The organism is Microbacterium sp., from assembly GCF_035556355.1.
Classification (GTDB): Bacteria; Actinomycetota; Actinomycetes; order Actinomycetales; family Microbacteriaceae; genus Microbacterium.
Genome location: NZ_DATMFG010000021.1, coordinates 146,416 through 164,605, shown reverse-complemented (window position 1 = coordinate 164,605; position 18,190 = coordinate 146,416). Strand labels below are relative to the sequence as shown.

At 72.1% G+C, this 18,190-nt stretch carries 14 protein-coding genes; 6 read left to right on the top strand and 8 right to left on the bottom strand.

Going from position 1 to position 18,190, the window contains the following annotated elements:
- Positions 1-160 precede the first annotated feature (160 nt).
- Entirely contained in the window at positions 161-748 is a 588-nt protein-coding gene (locus tag VNR19_RS05345) for an NUDIX hydrolase family protein (RefSeq protein ID WP_325724640.1), read from the bottom strand.
- Between the two features lie 83 nt (positions 749-831).
- Between VNR19_RS05345 and VNR19_RS05340 the strand changes: the two genes are divergently transcribed.
- On the top strand, positions 832-1,539 hold the full coding sequence (locus VNR19_RS05340) for an alpha/beta hydrolase (RefSeq protein WP_325724639.1): 708 nt from the start codon (positions 832-834) through the stop codon (positions 1,537-1,539).
- Between the two features lie 23 nt (positions 1,540-1,562).
- Here VNR19_RS05340 and VNR19_RS05335 read toward each other — a convergent pair whose 3' ends face one another.
- A complete protein-coding gene (locus VNR19_RS05335) occupies positions 1,563-2,516 on the bottom strand; it encodes a 1-phosphofructokinase family hexose kinase (protein ID WP_325724638.1) in 954 nt (317 codons plus the stop codon).
- 345 nt (positions 2,517-2,861) lie between these two features.
- On the opposite strand from VNR19_RS05335, the gene VNR19_RS05330 reads away from it, so the two are divergent.
- Positions 2,862-4,529, top strand: coding sequence for an ABC-F family ATP-binding cassette domain-containing protein (locus VNR19_RS05330; RefSeq protein WP_325724637.1), 1,668 nt, complete (start codon positions 2,862-2,864; stop codon positions 4,527-4,529).
- A gap of 50 nt (positions 4,530-4,579) precedes the next feature.
- On the opposite strand, the gene VNR19_RS05325 is transcribed toward VNR19_RS05330, so the two are convergent.
- Together VNR19_RS05325 and VNR19_RS05320 are read right to left on the bottom strand one after the other, a co-directional pair.
- The gene (locus tag VNR19_RS05325; protein ID WP_325724635.1) at positions 4,580-4,987 is read right to left on the bottom strand and encodes a GreA/GreB family elongation factor; all 408 of its coding nucleotides are present in this window, start codon (positions 4,985-4,987) and stop codon (positions 4,580-4,582) included.
- Positions 4,988-5,074: 87 nt separating this feature from the next.
- Positions 5,075-5,503 (bottom strand): DUF1801 domain-containing protein, encoded by a 429-nt coding sequence (locus VNR19_RS05320; RefSeq protein WP_325724633.1) that lies wholly within the window; start codon positions 5,501-5,503, stop codon positions 5,075-5,077.
- A 134-nt stretch (positions 5,504-5,637) separates the two neighbouring features.
- Here VNR19_RS05320 and VNR19_RS05315 point away from each other — a divergent pair, with 134 nt between their 5' ends.
- The 3 genes from VNR19_RS05315 (at position 5,638) to VNR19_RS05305 (ending at position 11,900) form a co-directional block, all read left to right on the top strand.
- Positions 5,638-10,605 carry an Lhr family ATP-dependent helicase gene (locus tag VNR19_RS05315; RefSeq protein ID WP_325724631.1) on the top strand — a complete coding sequence of 1,656 codons (4,968 nt, stop codon included), beginning with the start codon at positions 5,638-5,640 and terminating at the stop codon, positions 10,603-10,605.
- Positions 10,598-11,383, top strand: coding sequence for a DNA-formamidopyrimidine glycosylase family protein (locus VNR19_RS05310; RefSeq protein WP_325724629.1), 786 nt, complete (start codon positions 10,598-10,600; stop codon positions 11,381-11,383). The genes VNR19_RS05315 and VNR19_RS05310 overlap by 8 nt, the downstream gene beginning before the upstream one ends.
- 109 nt (positions 11,384-11,492) lie before the next feature.
- Positions 11,493-11,900 carry a transferase gene (locus VNR19_RS05305; protein WP_325724627.1) on the top strand — a complete coding sequence of 136 codons (408 nt, stop codon included), beginning with the start codon at positions 11,493-11,495 and terminating at the stop codon, positions 11,898-11,900.
- Between the two features lie 108 nt (positions 11,901-12,008).
- On the opposite strand, the gene VNR19_RS05300 is transcribed toward VNR19_RS05305, so the two are convergent.
- Positions 12,009-12,407 (bottom strand): DUF1304 domain-containing protein, encoded by a 399-nt coding sequence (locus VNR19_RS05300; protein ID WP_325724625.1) that lies wholly within the window; start codon positions 12,405-12,407, stop codon positions 12,009-12,011.
- 130 nt (positions 12,408-12,537) lie between these two features.
- Here VNR19_RS05300 and VNR19_RS05295 point away from each other — a divergent pair, with 130 nt between their 5' ends.
- Complete coding sequence (locus VNR19_RS05295; RefSeq protein ID WP_325724623.1) at positions 12,538-13,215, top strand: LysR substrate-binding domain-containing protein; 678 nt, start codon at positions 12,538-12,540, stop codon at positions 13,213-13,215.
- Positions 13,216-13,470: 255 nt separating this feature from the next.
- Here the strand turns inward: VNR19_RS05295 and VNR19_RS05290 are convergent, their stop codons facing one another.
- The 3 genes from VNR19_RS05290 to VNR19_RS05280 form a co-directional block, all read right to left on the bottom strand.
- On the bottom strand, positions 13,471-15,960 hold the full coding sequence (locus VNR19_RS05290) for a CHAT domain-containing protein (RefSeq protein WP_325724621.1): 2,490 nt from the start codon (positions 15,958-15,960) through the stop codon (positions 13,471-13,473).
- Between the two features lie 41 nt (positions 15,961-16,001).
- Entirely contained in the window at positions 16,002-17,735 is a 1,734-nt protein-coding gene (locus VNR19_RS05285) for a S8 family peptidase (protein ID WP_325724620.1), read from the bottom strand.
- Between the two features lie 127 nt (positions 17,736-17,862).
- Complete coding sequence (locus VNR19_RS05280) at positions 17,863-18,186, bottom strand: hypothetical protein (RefSeq protein WP_325724619.1); 324 nt, start codon at positions 18,184-18,186, stop codon at positions 17,863-17,865.
- Between the last annotated feature and the right edge of the window lie 4 nt (positions 18,187-18,190).

The following is an 18,190-nucleotide window of genomic DNA, read 5'->3' as shown; positions in this document are numbered from 1 at the left end:
GGGAGGCGTCGCGTGGACGTGCGACGACACCGGGTTCGGCGCGGTGTGCGCCTCGGGTTTGTGGGGAATCATACCCGTCGCGGCGATGCGGTCCAGACCCCTCGGGGAAGGATGACGTCGGCCATCGCCGCGCGGCGGTCGCGGCATCCGCCTCTCGTCGTCAGCGGAGCGCGCCGACGCTCGCCAGAGCGAGCCTCACCAACGTGCCCCTACCGCCCTCCATCTCGGCGGCGAGAGCGTCGGACGACGCCTCTTCGGGGGTCAGCCACGTGACCTCGAGGGCGTCCTGGCGCGGCTCGCACGTGCCCGTGACGGGCACCACGAACGCGAGCGACACGGCGTGCTGCCGGTCGTCGTGGAAGGGGCTCACGCCGGGCAGCGGGAAGTACTCGGCGACGGTGAACGGAACCGGCTGCGGGGGCAGCAGCGGGAAGGCCATCGGGCCGAGGTCGTTCTCGAGGTGGCGGAAGAGCGCGTCGCGGATCGTCTCGCCGTAGCGGACGCGCCCCGAGACGATCGTGCGCACGATCTCGCCGACGGGCGTCGCCCGCAGGAGGATGCCGACCTCGACGACCTGCCCCATGCCGTCCGTGCGCACGGGGACGGCTTCGACGTACAGCATCGGAAGCCGCCGACGGGCCTCGGCGAGCTCGATCTCGCTCAGCCACGCCGGGTTCGAGACGTTCCCCTTGGGCGGTCCGAACGGGTCTTCGCCCGCGGGCTCGGGGTCGGGGGTTCGCACGGCCATGTCTCCTGTATACCCCTTCGCCCCTCGCATCGCCCGTCGCGCGAACGGTCGCCGTGTCGACGCCCGGTGGCAGGATGAGGGGCATGCCGGAGTCGCTCATCCTCGACGCAGATGCGGCGCTGTGGTCCGTCGAGCCCGCCGACGTGGCGGGCCGGCACCTGCTGCTGCTCCTCCACGGGTACGGGGCCGACGAGCACGACCTCTACGGGCTTCGCGAGTACCTGCCCGACACGCTCGCCGTCGTCAGCCTCGCCGCACCCCTCACCCCGCCGTGGCCCATGCCGGGGCGGTCGTGGTATCCGATCGACGGACTCGACGGACGCGACCCGTCGCACGTGACGGCCGCGGCCCAGGCGGTGATCGAGTGGGTCGACGCGCATGCGCCGGGCGCGGCATCCGTCGGTCTCCTCGGCTTCTCGCAGGGCGGTGCGGTGTCGCTCCAGGCCCTGCGCCTCGACCCGCGGCGCTTCGCGTACGCGGTGAACCTCAGCGGCTATGCGGCGCCGGGCGACCTGCCGCACGACGCCGAGCTCGCCGAGATCAGACCGCCCGTGTTCTGGGGACGCGGCACGCACGATGACGTGATCCCGGCGGCGCTCGTCGAGCACACGACGCAGTGGCTCCCCGATCACGTCGACCTGAGCGGGCGCGTCTACCCCGGCCTGACCCACAGCGTGTCGGAGCAGGAGCTGGCCGACGTGCGGGTCTTCATCGAGAAGAGACTGGCGGATGCGGCCGCCCCTTCCGCTCCCGCAGGACCGCCCGCTCCCGGAGGACCGGCGTCTCGCTGAGGCCCGGGCGGCCGCGGCTGATGTCACGCCGCGGGCAGCTGTGCTTCGAGCTCGGCGACCGCTTCGGCGGCGCAAAGCCCCGTCGCCGGGAGCGCGGCCGTCGCCGAGCCCGCCGCAACCGCAGTGCGGAACGCCTCGCGCGGCGTGCGCCCTTCGGCGAGGCGCAGCACGAACGCGCCGAGGAAGCTGTCTCCCGCCCCCACCGTGCTCTGCACGGCGACCTTCGGTGAGGGCAGACGCCACGTGTCGTCGGCGGTCACGAGCACGGCGCCCGCGCCGCCGAGCGTCAGCGCGACGATCTCGGTGCGCCCGTCGGCGATGAGCGTGCGCGCCGCCGCCTCCAGCTGCGCGTCGTCCTCTACGGGTGCGCCCACGAGCTCGGCGAGCTCGTGACGGCTGGGCTTCACGAGGAAGACCCTCTCGTCGAGCGCCGCGTTCAGCGCGGCATCCGATGCGTCGACGATGCACCGCGATCCGCGGTCGCGCGCGATGCGGGCAAGTCGCCCGTAGAAGTCGACGGGGACGCCGGGCGGGAGGCTGCCGCTCGCGACGAGGTACCCGCCGACGGGCAGGTCGTCGACGACCGCGGACAGGAATGCGCGCCACTCGGGCTCCGACAGGTGCGGCCCCTGCAGGACGAAGCGGAACTGCTCGCCCGTCGAGGTCTCGTCCACCGTGAAGCTCTCGCGCGTGCTGCCCTTGATGCGGACGACGCGCCCCATGATCCCCTCTCGTTCGAGGAGCTCGCGGTACGCATGGCCCGTCGGTCCGCCCGCGGTGTAGAGGGCCGTGGAGCGCCCGCCGAGGTTGCGCACGACGCGCGACACGTTGATGCCGCCGCCGCCCGGATCCAGGCGCGTCGGCCCGCAGCGCAGCTTCTCCTCGGGGATGACCCGCGGGATGGACGTGCTCACGTCCAGCGCCGGGTTGGGTGTCACCGTCAGGATCGGATCGTGGGCTCGCACGGGGTCGGCCATGCGCTCATGCTAGGACGGGGCGCACGCGACTCACAGACCATCGGACGCGGATGTCCGCTATGCTGGCCCGCGTCCTTGTCCCGAGTGTGAGGAAAAGACAGTGACAGAGATCGTCGCGACCGCGCAGTGATTCCGCGCTGATCCGTCGATCCTTCGACACGCAGCCTTCGGCTGCTGTTCAGGAACCGGATGGCAACTCCGCAGCCATCCTGACGTGTCGGCGCCGCTGAAAAGCCGCACCGCGCTGACCGTCGATCTCCCGCCCTCCGCCGGGCTTCTGCATGCCCGGCATCCGTGGGCCCTCATGGACTCCGACGTCAGCGCCTGACTGACGAAGGAGACCTCATGTCCACCAACACCCTCACACCCTCTGTCGTGCTCGACCGCGTGTCGTTCACGTGGCCCGACGGCACGGCCGCACTCACCGATGTCTCGGGAGCGTTCGGCTCTCGGCGGACGGGCCTGGTCGGCCGCAACGGCGCCGGCAAGTCCACGCTGCTCCGGCTCATCGCCGGCGAGATCGCGCCCACCTCGGGTCGAATCGAGTCGGGGGCGGATGCCGCCTACCTGCCGCAGCGCCTGACGCTCGACGTCGATCGACCGGTGTTCGACGTGCTCGGAATCGGCGATGCGCTGCGCGCGCTGCGCGCGATCGAGTCCGGAGACGCCGACCCGCGCCACTTCGACACGGTCGGAACCGACTGGGACATCGAGGCGCGGGCGCACGCGGCCCTCGCCGAGGCGGGGCTCGCGCCCGAGATGCTCGACCGTCGTGTCGGCGAACTGTCGGGCGGCGAGGCCGTGCTCACGGCGATCGCGGGCATCCGCGTGCGGTCTGCCGGCGAACGCGCACCCATCGCGCTGCTCGACGAGCCGACGAACAACCTCGACCGCAACGCGCGCGCACGTCTGTACGACATGGTGCGCTCGTGGCGGGGCACGCTGATCGTGGTGAGTCACGACGTCGCGCTGCTCGACCTCATGGACGAGACCGCGGAGCTCTACGCGAACGAGCTCTCGGTGTTCGGCGGCCCGTACTCCGAATGGAGAGCGTGGCTCGAGACCGAGCAGGACGCCGCCCGCCAGGCCGAGCGCGCCGCCGCCCAGGCGCTGCGGCGCGAGAAGCGTCAGCGCATCGAGGCCGAGACCACGATCTCCCGCCGCAGGCAGATGGGTCAGAAGGCGTATGACGAGAAGCGCGTGCCGAAGATCGTCATGAACGCCCGCAAGCGCGCCGCCCAGGTATCGGCGGGCCGGCTCCGCGGCGAGAAGGCCGATCGCGAGGCGACCGCCCGTGAGGCGCTCGACGCCGCCGAGCGTCGCGTGCGCGACGACGCGATCGTCAAGATCGACCTGCCCGACCCGGGAGTGCCCTCGGGTCGCCGCATCGCGACGATCAGCGACGCCCACCATTCCTGGATCGTCCAGGGGCCGGAGCGCGTCGCGCTGATCGGGCCGAACGGCGTCGGCAAGACGACTCTGCTGGAGCGTCTGGTCGGCAGCGCGGTGAATCCGCCGGGCTCGATCGGCTCGGCGGGGGCTGTGGGACGGGCTGGGGGCCGTTTCGGCCCGGCGCTTTCACGCGCGGTCGCTCACACCGACCGCATCGGCTACCTGCCGCAGCGCATCGACGGGCTCGACGACGGGGCATCCGTGCTCGAGAACGTCGCGGCCGTCGCGCAGAGCATCGGCACGGTCGAGTTGCGCAACCGCCTCGCGCGGTTCCTCATCAGGGGCGCCACGGTCGAGAGGCCGGTCGGCACGCTGTCGGGCGGCGAGCGGTTCCGCGTCGCTCTGGCCCGGCTGCTGCTGGCCGACCCGCCTCCGCAGCTGCTCGTGCTCGACGAGCCGACGAACAACCTCGACCTCGACACGGTCGACCAGCTCGTCGGCGCGCTGGCCTCCTATCGCGGAGCCGTCCTCGTGGTGAGCCACGACGATGTGTTCCTCGAACGGCTCGGGGTCGATCTCGTGCTCGAGCTCGACGCCGACGGGATGCTCACCGAGAGGTGACACAGCGCGGCATCCGGATCCGTGCGATCCGGATGCCGCGTCGTCGAGCCTCAGCCGAACGGATGCGTCTCGAGGATCGTCACCGTGAGCGATGCGCCCGAGGGCGCCGTGTAGGTGACCGTGTCGCCGACGTGCCGGCCGCTGATCGCGGCGCCGAGCGGGGACGTGGGCGAGTAGACGTCGAGATCCACTCCGCGGTCGTTGCGCACGAGCTCGCGGCTGCCGAGCAGGAACTTCTCGACCGACCCGTCCGACTCGAAGCGGACCGACACGATCATGCCGGGCTCGACCAGCCCGTCGTCGGGCTTGGGGCCGACCTCGGCGCGGCGGATGAGCTCGCGCAGCTCGATGACGCGGGCCTGGTCGGCGTCGGGCTGCGCGACGAGCTCGGCGAGCTCCTCTTCGAGCGACGCCAGCGTCGCGGGGGTCATCCAGACGGGTTCCGTCACGTTGCTCATCGTCGACTCCTCCTCCTTGGCCGGAAGCGGCAAAGAACCTCCTAGCCTAGTCCCACTCCGTGAGAAAGGCCAGCGCAGCCGTGCGGTCTACTTCTCCGGCACGGGGTCGTCTCCGCGCGACCACGCGATCGCGATGAGCCGCCGCAGGACGTCGACGTCGACGTCGTCGAGCTTCTTGACGTACACGCACCCGGCGCCCTCGGTGTAGGTCCCGAGCTTCGGCAGCAGAGCGGCGCCCTCGGGCAGATCCTTGAGCCCGTACAGCGACAGCTGCGCCTTGCGCGGCGAGAACGCCGCCTTCGGCCAGTCGCCGCGCGTACGCGGGTCGGTAGGCGACACGTAGCGGTAGGTGCCGTACCCCACCATCGACGGACCCCACATCACGGGGTCCTCGCCCGTCACCTCGCGAAAAATAGCGGCGAGCGCCAGCCCGTCCTCTCGCCGCTTCGCGGGGGTCACTCCTTCGAGGAACTCGCGGACGTCGGCATCCGTGGGCTTGGTCTTGATCTCGGCCATGCCCCATTGTCGGCCCGGCGGGGCCGGGATGGCCAGAACCGGATGCCGCGGCGCGGCGCGGCCGCGCCCTGGGATCCCGCTGGGCATCGCGCAACCCCTGCCCCGATGTCGCCGGGGGCGACGAAGATGGATGCGTGGGCGACGTGCTCGAACGGTTCGGTCCTGCCACGCAGGACTGGTTCCGCGGCGCCTTCGCGCGGCCCACCGACGCCCAGGTGGGCGCGTGGAAGGCGATCTCGGCCGGCAAGCACGCGCTCGTCGTCGCACCGACCGGGTCGGGCAAGACGCTCTCGGCATTCCTGTGGGCGATCGACCGCATCTTCCACGAGAAGCAGGCGACGCCCGCGCACGAGCCCAAGGGCCGGGGGCGCGTCCGCAGCACGGATCCGGCCACGCGGGTCCTGTACATCTCCCCGCTCAAGGCCCTGGGCGTCGACGTCGAGCGCAACCTGCGCTCCCCTCTCGTCGGCATCGGCCAATCGGCGCGGCGCTTGGGGATCGCCGTGCCGGATGTCTCGGTCGGCGTGCGCTCGGGCGACACGACGTCGAGCGACCGGCGCAAGCTCGTCGCGGATCCGCCCGACATCCTCATCACGACGCCCGAGTCGCTGTACCTCATGCTCACGAGCCAGGCGGGCGACACCCTGCGCGGCGTTCACACGGTCATCGTCGACGAGGTGCACGCGGTCGCAGCCACCAAGCGCGGCGCGCACCTCGCGGTCAGCCTCGAGCGGCTCGACGACCTGCGGCGCGGGTTCGCCGAGTCGGCGGGGCTCGCGGACTTCGCACCCGTGCAGCGCATCGGGCTCTCGGCGACGGTCCGCCCCATCGACGAGGTCGCGCGGTTCCTGGGTGGGGCGCAGCCGGTCGAGATCGTCGCGCCGCGCGCGACGAAGGCGTTCGACCTGCGGGTCGTCGTGCCGATCGACGATCTGAGCAACCCGCCGCCTCCGCCGGGTGTCGATGCGGATGCGTGGGCGCCGGCCGGGTCGGATGGCGACGGTGCCCCACCCCCGGACGCCGAGCGAGCACGCGAAGAGCCCGAGACCAAGTCGAGCGACCCCGAGCCCGAGGACTGGTTCTCGGACGGGTCCTCCTCGCGCGCGCCTTCGGCGACCGAGATCACGGGCTCCGTGTGGCCGCATGTCGAAGAGGCGATCGTCGACCGCATCCTGCAGCATCGGTCCACGATCGTGTTCGCGAACTCGCGACGCCTCGCGGAGCGGTTGACGGGACGCCTCAACGAGATCTACGCGGAGCGCCTCGGCCTCTCTTCTGCGGGCTCAGGGACCGAGTCGAGGCAGCCTCCGCCCGCCGCCATGATGGCGCAGGCCGGTGCGACCGCCGGCGCACCTCCCGTACTCGCGAAGGCGCACCACGGATCGGTGTCGAAGGAGCAGCGGGCGATCGTCGAGGACGAGCTCAAGTCCGGAGTGCTCAAGTGCGTCGTCGCCACGAGCAGCCTCGAGCTCGGCATCGACATGGGCGCGGTCGACCTCGTGATCCAGGTCGAGGCGCCGCCGTCGGCGGCATCCGGTCTGCAGCGAGTGGGCCGAGCCGGCCATCAGGTCGGCGAGGTGAGTCGCGCCGCGCTCTTCCCGAAGCACCGCGGAGACGTGCTCCACACCGCGATCGTCACCGAGCGCATGCTCGCGGGGCAGATCGAGGCGATCGCGGTTCCGCAGAACCCGCTCGACATCCTCGCGCAGCAGACGGTCGCCGCATCCGCCGTCGCGCCGCTCGACGTCGAGGGCTGGTACGAGACGGTGAAGCGCAGCGCGCCGTTCCGCACGCTGCCGCGGTCGGCGTACGAGGCCACGCTCGACCTGCTCGCGGGGCGCTTCCCGTCGGATGAGTTCGCAGAGCTCCGCCCCCGCGTCGTGTGGGATCGCGACCAGGGCGTGCTCCTCGGCCGGCCCGGTGCGCAGCGGATCGCAGTGACGAGCGGCGGCACGATCCCCGACCGCGGTCTGTTCGGCGTGTACGTCGCCGGCGAGAGCCGCAACGCGCGCGTCGGCGAGCTCGACGAGGAGATGGTGTACGAGTCGCGCGTCAACGACGTGTTCACGCTCGGCACGACGAGCTGGCGCATCGTCGAGATCACGCACGATCGGGTGAACGTCGTGCCCGCGTTCGGCCAGCCGGGCAAGGTGCCGTTCTGGCACGGCGACGGCATCGGACGCCCCGCGGAGCTGGGCGAGGCACTCGGGAAGTTCTCGCGCGAAGTGTCGTCGGCGCCTCCCGAGAAGGCGATCGAACGGCTGCGCGAGTCCGGCCTCGACGAGAACGCGATCAGCAACCTCCTCTCCTACCTCGCCGAGCAGCGCGAGGCGACGGGCACTCTCCCGACCGACCGCACCCTGACGATCGAGCGCGGCCGCGACGAGGTCGGCGACTGGCGCGTGATCCTGCATTCCCCGTACGGCATGCAGGTCCATGCCCCCTGGGCACTCGCCGTCAACGCGCGGATCCGCGAGCGGCTCGGAGTCGAAGGATCCGCGGTCGCGAGCGACGACGGCATCATCGCGAGGGTTCCGGATGCCACGGCCGAACCGCCCGGCGCCGAGCTGTTCGTCTTCGAACCCGACGAGCTCGAGCAGATCGTCACCGACGAGGTCGGCGGTTCGGCGCTGTTCGCCTCGAGGTTCCGCGAGTGCGCCGCGCGGGCGCTGCTGCTCCCCCGCACGAACCCCAACCGCCGCAGTCCGCTGTGGCAGCAGCGGCAGCGCTCTGCTCAGCTGCTCGAGGTCGCGCGGCGGTATCCGACGTTCCCGATCATCCTCGAGACCCTGCGTGAGGTGCTGCAGGACGTCTACGACGTGCCGTCGCTGCTGCGCATCGCGCGCGAGATCGGGGACCGGCGCATCCGGCTCATCGAGGTGACGACGGCGCAGCCGTCGCCGTACGCGCGCGATCTGCTCTTCGGGTACGTCGGCGCGTTCATGTACGAGGGCGATTCGCCGCTCGCGGAACGGCGGGCCGCGGCGCTCTCGGTCGATCCGGCCCTGCTGAGCGAGCTGCTCGGCAAGGTCGAGATGCGCGAGCTGCTCGACCCCGACGTGATCGCCCAGTTCGAGCGCGAGGCTCAGCGTCTTGCGCCGGATCGGCGCGTGCGCGGCGTCGAGGGCGTCGCCGACCTGCTGCGGATGCTGGGGCCGCTGGACGCGGCCGAGGTGGCCGCGCGACTGCAGGCGGAGTCTCCCGACGGGGAGTTCGCGGAACGGGGAGAGACTGACCTCCGCGCGGAAGGATCGCCTGACGGGCAGCCGGACGTCGGCGAGGAGACGGACCTCGATTCGTCGCCCGCGGCTGCTCGATCGGCGACGGAAGCACCGTCGGCGACGGAGGCCGAGGCATCCGCCCACCTCGACGCCCTCGTGCAGAGCAAGCGTGCGATCGCCGTCACGATCGCCGGCGTCCACCGGTATGCGGCGATCGAAGACGCGGGGCGCCTGCGCGACGCGCTCGGCGCCGCGCTGCCGGTCGGCGTGCCCACCGCGTTCGTCGAACCGGTCGCCGATCCGCTGGGCGACCTCGTCGCACGCTTCGCGCGCACGCACGGCCCGTTCACGGCGACCGCCGTCGCGGACCGCCTGGGGATCGGGGTCGCGGTCGCGCGGCAGACGCTCCAGCGGCTCGAGTCGCAGGGGCGCATCGCGAGCGGTTTCTTCCTGCCCGAGCCGACGACGGCCCCCTCGCAGGACGGCACCGCCGATGAGACGGAGTGGTGCGACTCCGAGGTGCTTCGCCGCCTGCGCATGCGTTCGCTCGCGGCGATCCGGGGCAGCGTCGAGCCCGTGCCGCCCGACGCGTTCGCGCGGTTCCTGCCGGTGTGGCAGCACGTGACGCGTCCCCTCGAGGGCATCGACGGCGTGGCCGCGGTCATCGAGCAGCTCGCGGGAGTGCCGATCCCGGCGAGCGCGTGGGAGTCTCTCATCCTCCCGTCGCGCGTCTCCGACTACTCCCCCGCGTACCTCGACGAGCTCACGGCGAGCGGCGAGGTCATCTGGTCGGGTCACGGTGCCCTGCCCGGACGGGACGGCTGGATCGCGCTGCACCCCGCCGACGCCGTCACTCTCACGATCGCGCCGCCCGACGACGAGCTCGCCCCCGCGGCGGGAAGCCTCGAGGAGCGCATCATCGAGGTGCTGAGCGCGGGCGGCGCATACTTCGCCGCGCAGCTCCGACAGCTGGCGGATGCCGAGAACGAGCAGTCCGTCGTCGAGGCGCTGTGGAGCCTCACGTGGTCGGGTCGCGTCACGAACGACACGTTCGCGCCGGTCCGCACGCTCATCGGCCAGGGCTCGCAGGCCCACCGGGTCTCGCGACGCACACCGCGCGGGCGCATGTATCGCGGCGCGACGCTCGCCCGAGTGAGCGCGAGCACGCCGCCGCGACCGCCGTCGATCGGCGGGCGCTGGTCGCTGCTCCCCGATGCCGAGCCGGATGCCGCGCTCCGCGCGACCGCCGCCGGGAGCCTGCTCCTCGACCGGTACGGCGTCGTCACGCGCGGGTCCGTCCAGTCGGAGGGCATCCCGGGCGGCTTCGCGCAGGTGTACCGCGTGCTCGCCGGCTTCGAGGAGGCGGGGCATTGCCGCCGCGGGTACCTCATCGAGAAGCTCGGGGCGGCGCAGTTCGCGGCATCCGCCACCATCGACCGCCTCCGTGAGTTCGCGGCGGTTCCCGACCCGCCTCCCCTCGACGCGATCACCCTGGCGGCCACCGACCCCGCCAACCCGTACGGCGCGGCGCTCCCCTGGCCGGCGCTCGAAGGCGTGTCGCACCGCCCCGGGCGGAAGGCGGGCGGCCTCGTCGTGCTCGTCGACGGCGTCCTCACGCTCTACCTCGAACGCGGCGGCAAGTCCGCGCTGGCGTTCACCGACGACGAGGCGCGGCTGCAGGCGGCGGCGAAGAGCCTCGCCGACACCGCGCGACGCCGCGGGCTCGACACCCTCACGATCGAGCAGGTCAACGGCGCGTTCGTCTACGGCACGGCCGTCGGCCGCGCGCTGCGCGACGCGGGGTTCGTCGAATCGCCGCGCGGACTCACGCTGCGACGCGAAAGGGCGTCGGCGATGACCGGAGTGCGGACGGGTGCCTGAGGGCGACACCGTCCATCGCACCGCGCGGCGCCTCGACGACGCCCTCGCGGGCGGCACCGTGACCCGGTTCGAGCTGCGCGTACCGCGCGTCGCGGCCGCCGACCTGCGCGGCGAGACGGTCCATGACGTGGTCGCGCGCGGCAAGCACCTGCTGCACCGAATCGGGGAGTGGACGCTGCACACGCACCTCAAGATGGAGGGCGAGTGGCACGTGTACCGCCCAGGCGAACGATGGCGGAAGCCCGCGTTCAAGGCACGCGCCGTCGTCTCCGCCGAAGGACCCCGCGGCGGCGCCGAGACCGTGGGATTCGACCTGGCCGAGATCGCGCTCGTGCCGACAGCCGAAGAGGAGACCCTCGTCGGCCACCTCGGCCCCGACCCGCTCTCCGCCGACTGGGACCCCGCCGAAGCCGCGCGGCGCATCGCCGCCGATGCGCGCGCGATGCACGTCGCCCTGCAAGACCAGCGCAACGTCGCCGGATTCGGCAACGAGTACGTCAACGAGATCCTCTTCGTGCGCGGCATCCGCCCCGACACACCGGCGAACGAGACGGATGCCGCAGCCGCGGTGGACCTCGGGGCCCGCATGATCCGCGCGAATCGCGACCGCCGCGATCGCACGTTCACCGGCGACACGCGCCCCGGTCGCACGACGTGGGTGTACGGCCGCGACGGACGCCCGTGCCGCCGTTGCGGGACCCTCATCCGCCGCGGCTCGCTCGGCGCGGATCCCACTCGCGAGCGCAACGTCTTCTGGTGCCCGCGCTGCCAACCGTAAGACCCGGATCAGCGCGGAAATCTGCGCATCGAATCGTTGCGAGGGAATGAATCCGGCCGGCGTTCCGTTATCTCCCACGTGGCATCGAATGGTGCCGCAGGAGGGGAATGTGGGCAAGAACTACGTCGACATCGAGAACGACCGCGGTGAGGTCCTGCGGTATCGCAAGCATGTCAACGGTCGTGGCTTGATCGCGAACGGAGCCAAGGTGCACCCGAGCGCCGTGGTCGAGGCCGGAGCGTACGTCGAGCCCGGTGTGCACATCGCCGCCGGGGCGCACGTCGGACGCGGGGCCTGGGTCGAGATGGATGCCGTCATCGGCCCCGACGCGCAGATCGCCCCCCACGCGCACATCGGTCCCGGTGCCGCTATCGGCGCCGGCGCGAAGATCGGTGTCCGCACTCACGTCGGAAGCGGCGCACGCGTCGCCGTCGGTTCACTCATCGGCGACGACGAGACGATCGCCGACGGCGAGAGGGTCGCCACCGACCGTCGCGGTCTGCGACTGGCCGCCTGACGTCCGCCGCTTCGTCTCACTTCGCTCGCTCAGCGACCGGCCCGGGAGGGCCGAATGCTGGGCGGGCCTTTCGTCGTGCCTGCGGCTCGCTCGCCGATCCCCCGCGCGTCACGCGAACAGGATCAGCACGAATCCGATGAGCGGCAGCGTGCCCTGGACGAGTGCCGCCCGCATGTATTTCGCCCCCGTCGTGACGAGCACCAGCGCGGCCGCGGCCATCGAGCCGAGGCTGAACAGCACGAGCGTGCGACCGGCGATGCCGGCGACGGTGCCGGCGTCTCCGGTCCAGAACAGCACGATGCCGATGATCGCGCCGATCGCGAGGAACAGGTTGTAGAAGCCCTGGTTGTACGCCATCGGCTTGGTCGCGTCCGCCGTCGCCTGGTCGGGTACGCCGAAACGCTTCCAGATGCGGGGTTGCGTCCACTGCACGCTCTCCATCAGGAAGATGTACACGTGCAGGAGAGCCGCGAGCGTGGCGAACGCCGTGGCGAGGATCGGCACCATGAGCGAACGATACCGCCCGGGCTACGCTGGCGACATGGCGAAGGGCGGCGGCTCCGGCGCGCGCGGGCGCGGTTCGAGGCGAGGGCGGCGGCCGCCGGCGGCCCGATCCGGCGCGAAAGGCAAGCCACCCGTGAAAGCGTCGGGACGGAACCGGCCGAAGGCCGCACCAGAGCCCCCCGATGAGCCGATCCGGCCCGGCCGTTTCACGCTCGGCGCGATCCCCGGCGCGACTCCGGGCAAGTGGATCGCGATCTGGCGCGAGCGCATGCCCGACGTTCCGCTGGAACTGCGGCAGCTACCGTTCGCGACGCAGCGCGAGGAGCTGCTGGCGCCGCGAGACGCCGACACGGGTGAACCGCCCGTCGACGCCGCCCTCGTGCGCCTCCCGATCGATCGCGAGGGGCTTCACGTCATCCGGCTGTACGACGAAGTCCCGGTCGTCGTCGTCCCGAAGGACTCGCACCTGACCGCCGCCGATGAACTCGGGCTCGACGACCTCGCGGGTGAGGTCGTGATCGTTCCGCGCGACGACGTCCTCGGCGTCGAGGTGCCGGATGCCGTTGCGCCGTCGTTCGAACCCCCGGACGACACCGCGCAGGCGATCGCGACCGTCGCGGCGGGCGTCGGCGTCGTCATCGTGCCGATGTCGCTCGCGCGCCTGCACCACCGTCGCGACGTCGAGCACCGCCCGCTTCGCGACGGACCGACGTCGACCGTGGCCCTCGCGTGGCCGGCCGACAGGACGACCCCGCTCGTCGACACGTTCGTCGGGATCGTGCGCGGCCGCACGGCGAACTCGTCGCGCTGACGCGCGGGTCGCGCTGACGGGCACCGGTCGCGCAAGGAATGCGCGGAGAAGGGGGGCGCCGCCGTCTGACCCCTGCGGCACCCCCCTCGGATCGGCGCCCTCGCGACCGAGTGCCATGGCATTCCCGAACCCGGCACCCCCAGTCGATCGCAACGCATCCCCAGACGGAGCCTGGCCGAGGCTCCATGCAAAGCGTCGTTCCACGATGTCGGAGCGCTTCCCCGGCCGCTTGATACATCGAGACCGGAAATCTTCTCAGAATCCCGCACCGTGGGCTTGGAACGGCGCGACGAGACCGGTGCGGGCGGATGCCTCGGCGAGCGCCACGGCCGGCGGCACTCCCGCCGCGAGCCCCTCGTGCATCGCGCCGAGCAGCTCGCACGCGACGTCGTCGGCGACCACCACCGGAGCGGCGATGACGCAGCGCGTGCCGGCGTGCAGCCAGATGCGCGTCATGCCGATCGCCTCCTCGCCCCATCGGACGGACGATCGGCCCACCTCGCACGCCGACAGGACGACCGTGTCGGGAATCCGCGGGATGAGGTCGATGTCGTAGCCGAAGAGCGTCCCGTCGGCGAGTTCGAGACCCGAGAACATCGGGTTGTCCACGGCGTGGTGACCGTGGGCGGCGATGTGCAGCACGTCGACGTGCGCGGCGAGGTCGGTGACGGACGCGGCGTCTGCGTCGCTTCCGCGCAGGAGCCTCGCACTCGGCCAGGCGCGGGCGGCCGCATCCGTCTCCTCGTCGCCGCGTGCGACGCGCGGACCGACGACGAAGCCCGCCGACTCCGGTGCGCCCGCGGGCGCGGCGCGCCATCTCACCCAGAAGGACGCGGAGGGCGCGAGCGTGATCGCGCGGCCCGTCGAATCGGGGAGCATCATCCACGGGATTCCCGCGAGCACGCCGGGTGTCGTGATGACGACGCGATCGACATCGCCCGCGGCGCGGAGCGTGGGCGCGAGCAGCAGGCTCGACAGGCGGGCGAGGCGACCGTCGAGCGCCTCACGCACGACTCCCGCCAGAGGCCCGACGATGAGTGATGCGGACATGTCGAGGTCGGCGCGTAGACCCTTCAAGGCGGCGCGCACGCCCTCCCAGTCGAGGGGCACGATCGCTCGGGACGCTTCCGTCGCGACGACACCGCTCAACCCCCGTCCGTCGAACACGAACGAGATCACGGCCTCGCGCGGCGTCAGGACGCCCTGAACATCGTCGAGCCCGACGCGTCGGGGGCCACCTCCGACCCGCGACCACTGACGCTCGCGGATGCTGTCGCGAAGCTGCGCCGCTCTTCCCTCACCGAGCCAGTCGCCGTCGGACTGCTCCGCGCGCAGCACTCGCAGCTCCGCCAGCTCGGCCGCGAGCTCGGGGTCGTGCGGCGGGCGCACGGGGAGGATCGCCTGCGTGACGTGCCGAGCCCGCTCCGACCATTCGAACACGGTCTCGGGCCGACCCGACCGTACCGCCGAGGCGAGGCCGACCGACAGCGGCCCGTTGCCCTGCAGCGAGCTCGACGCCGTGAGCTCGAGGCTCCCACCGGATCGTTCAGCGCCTTCGAGGCGTTCGATCGCGCGCGCTGCGTACCGCCGCGCTTCCGCTTCGCGACCGAGTCGGCTCGCGCGCTCCGCCCGCACCTCGTCGGCGAGCAGGGCCGCCTCGAGCGACGCGGTGCGCGGCAGGCGCGGTGCCTGGATCGATCGCGGATCGGCTCCCGTGCGCAGCCGCGCGAGCAGGTGCGTGAGTCGGAGGACGATCGCGTCGTTGCGGTGGCCGAGCTGTTCGAGCGCGGCCGCGAGCTTCTCCACGTCGGATGCCGAGGGCAGCCGGCCCGGCCGTTGCGCGGCGACCCCTGCACGATCGATCGTCTGCACCGCGAGCCGCGCGCGAAGTCCGATCGCGGCGGCCCGGGTCGCCCACCCGTCCGCGCCGAGCGCCCGGAAGCGCCTGCGAGCCGCCGCGCTCACGCGCGCGGCGCGGGCCGGCGAATGCGAGAGGAGCGAACGCGCGAGCTGGTATTCGGCTTCGGCGCGATCCTGCGTGACGCCGAGGCGGCCGAACTCCTGCGCGACCTTCTCCAGGAGGCGCTCCGCTTCGGTCGTGAGCCCCGCTTCGCGCAGCACCTCGGCCCGATCCAACTCGATGATCGCGGCGGACATCTCCGACACGTCGCCGAGCGCCCCCCGCACGCTCTGCATGATCTTGAGGGCGGTCACGAGGTCGCCGGCGAGCATGCGGAGGTATCCGCGGTTGTGCGCCGCCTGATCGGCGTCGAACGCGAGGCCGGCCTCGCGATAGATCCGCTCGGCCTCGAGCACGTCGCTCTCGGCCGCGTCGAGGTCGCCCCGCGTCATCTCGACGATGCTGCGGTTCATGCGCATGTTCGCGGCGCGCACGGGACTGTCGGCGAGCCCCTCGATCGCCTTCGAGAGCCAGCGCACGGCGCTCTCATGCCGGCCGCGGTGCATGTCGATCGTGCCGAGCTGCCCGTGCAGGATCGCGATCGACTCGGCCGACAGGCCCGGGAGCGCCAGCGCGTCGAGGCAGACCCGCTCGCCCTCCTCCGCGCTCGAATGCTGGGCGATCAGGTACCCGGTCGTCCCGGCGATCCGCGCGCGCAGATCGTTGTCACCGAGCGCTTCCGCGCGCACCGCCGCCTCGGCCAGCACGGCGCGCGCGTCGTCGTGGCGCCCCATGTTCGCGAGGTCGACCCCGCGCTGGTAGAGACTCTCGGCGTCGGTGGGCACCCTGCAATGATGGCGGGGTCGCCGCCCGACGGGCTACTCGGCTACTCGATGACCGACCGGTCGAGCTTCTCGACGAACTTCAGCGCGGCCTTCGTCGCAGCATCCGTCACGTCGACGCCGCCCGCCGTGCCGCCCATGAGCACCGGCGAGAGTTCACGCGCGATGAGCCCCGCGACGTACGGCGCCGCGAACGACGTCCCGCTCCAGATGGCGAACCCGCCCGTGAAGTCGTCGGGATCGATCGTCTCGCGTCGGCGCCCGTACAGGTCGAGTCGCGACCCTGGCTGTACGCCGCCCTGGATCTCCTGCGGGAGGGTGCTCAGCACCGACGTGCCCGGCGCGAACGCCGTCACCCATTCGCCGATGTTGCTGTAGAGCGCGACGGACGACAGATTGGGATTGAGTGCGCCGATCGCGACATGCGGCGCGAGCTTTCCCGCCTCGGGGAGGGTGATGTCGGGATCGCCCCAGTTGTAGAGCGCCGCCGGGAAGGTGGGCCGGTCGGTCGCGTCGTTGCCGGCCGAGCACACGACCGCGCACCCGAGGCCGCGCAGCTCCGCGAGGATCTCGTAGAGCCTCGTGCTGAACGCACCGTCCTCGGGCGTCTCGTGGTAGTAGCCGAGCGACAGGTTGAGCACGTCGACGTGCTGCACGCCGTTGTCGCCGTCCTCCTTCATCCAGTCGATCAGCTCTTCGAGTGCCCGGATGAGCTCCGACTCGAGGACCGTGCCGTTGCTGTCGGCCACCCGGATCGTCACGAGGTCTGCCTCGGGCGCGACCTGGCGGACGATCCCCGCGACGAACGTGCCGTGGCCGGATGCCCCGTCGATGAAGCCGTCCCGCGGCCCGCTGAGATCGCCGTGGATCTCCGGGTTCGTCGACTCGTCGTCGATCCCGATGACCCCCTCGCTCGCGGCGGAGGACACGCGGCGCCGCACGATGTCGCGCTCGGGCGGGGGATTCGTCTCGTCGCGACGCGGAGGCAGCCACTCGTGCTCGCCGCATCCGGTGTCGACGATCGCGACCACGGGCCGCCGGCCGCCGTCTTCGAGCTCGAGGACGCGCGTCGGCGCGGGGCCGACGTACGAGGCCATCTCGAGGCCGCCCGACCCGGGGAAGGCGTAGCCCTCCAGCCCCGCGGGGTTGGTCTTCGAGAACGGGTTGGTCCTCGAGAACGGGTTGGTCTTCGAGAACGGGTTCGTCTTCGAGAACGGATTCGTCTTCGAGAACGGATTCGTCTTCGAGAAGGGATTCACGCCCGCGGGGTCGACCGTGAGCACGTGATCGAGCCCGACGCGCCGGAGCGGGTCGTCCTTCTTCGGGACATACCCGTCCTTGCGGCGCGCACGGCGCGCGCGCTCCTTGGGTGCGGCCGACCGCGCGGCATCGAGCGCTCGGTCGCGCCGGTCGCGCCCGTTCGTCGCGAGCAGCCGCGCACGCTGGAGCAGCCGCCACGCGTCGATCGGCGGCACCGGCTCGTCATCGCGGTCCTCGCGCGGTGACTGGAAGATCACGGCGCGCGACAGCGGCTCGCGCGCCTTCCGCTGCCCTGGCACGGGTTCGACGTTCACATCCCACCCGAGCGCGGCACCCGCCTCGCGCAGAAGCCGCTCCGGCTCCTCCTTCTCGCCGGAGATGAGCAGGTAGCCCGGCGCGTACACCGAGCCGAAGGCGCGGACCCCCGGTACGGGCTCGAGCATCGGGTCGAGCGGCACTCCCCTCGGCTCGTCGGCGGCCTCCCGCTCGCGCCACGTGCGTACCGGCTTCTCAGGCATGGTGTCGTTCCCCAATCGTCGTGTCTTCCCCTGACGCGCGGCCACGCGTCATCCGCGAGGCCGCGCCCATTGTGCCCACGGGTACCGGGAGGGCGGAAGAGCGGTGCTGATACATGCGCCCCGTCGGTCACGCATCGGGTGTCGCGATCCGGTCGAGTTCCACGCCGGTGAGGTCGGGGTGGCGACTCCTCGCCCGGCGCAGCAGACGTGCGGCGTCGACGTGAGCCGCCTCCGGCTGCACCCCGCGAACCACGATGCGGACGACGTGCGGGCGAACCGGATGCACCCCGCCCCGTGCGCGCGTCTCGCGTTCCACCTCGGCCGGGTCGACCGGCCTGCCGCCGAGGCTCTCCGGCACGACCTCCCACTCGAGCTCGTCGGCCGCCTCCCGCAGCGCCTCGATGATCGCCTCGAACCGGTCGGGCCGCGTCACGAGCAGCCGTGTTCTCACATAC

Excerpts from the sequence above, each read along its gene's own strand:
- VNR19_RS05320 (WP_325724633.1), bottom strand. The coding sequence starts at position 5,503 with ATGGCCGAGATCAAGACCAAGCCCACGGATGCCGACGTCCGCGAGTTC.
- VNR19_RS05285 (WP_325724620.1), bottom strand. The coding sequence starts at position 17,735 with ATGCCTGAGAAGCCGGTACGCACGTGGCGCGAGCGGGAGGCCGCCGAC.
- VNR19_RS05330 (WP_325724637.1), top strand. The coding sequence starts at position 2,862 with ATGTCCACCAACACCCTCACACCCTCTGTCGTGCTCGACCGCGTGTCG.
- VNR19_RS05335 (WP_325724638.1), bottom strand. The coding sequence starts at position 2,516 with ATGGCCGACCCCGTGCGAGCCCACGATCCGATCCTGACGGTGACACCC.
- VNR19_RS05325 (WP_325724635.1), bottom strand. The coding sequence starts at position 4,987 with ATGAGCAACGTGACGGAACCCGTCTGGATGACCCCCGCGACGCTGGCG.
- VNR19_RS05340 (WP_325724639.1), top strand. The coding sequence starts at position 832 with ATGCCGGAGTCGCTCATCCTCGACGCAGATGCGGCGCTGTGGTCCGTC.
- VNR19_RS05300 (WP_325724625.1), bottom strand. The coding sequence starts at position 12,407 with ATGGTGCCGATCCTCGCCACGGCGTTCGCCACGCTCGCGGCTCTCCTG.
- VNR19_RS05345 (WP_325724640.1), bottom strand. The coding sequence starts at position 748 with ATGGCCGTGCGAACCCCCGACCCCGAGCCCGCGGGCGAAGACCCGTTC.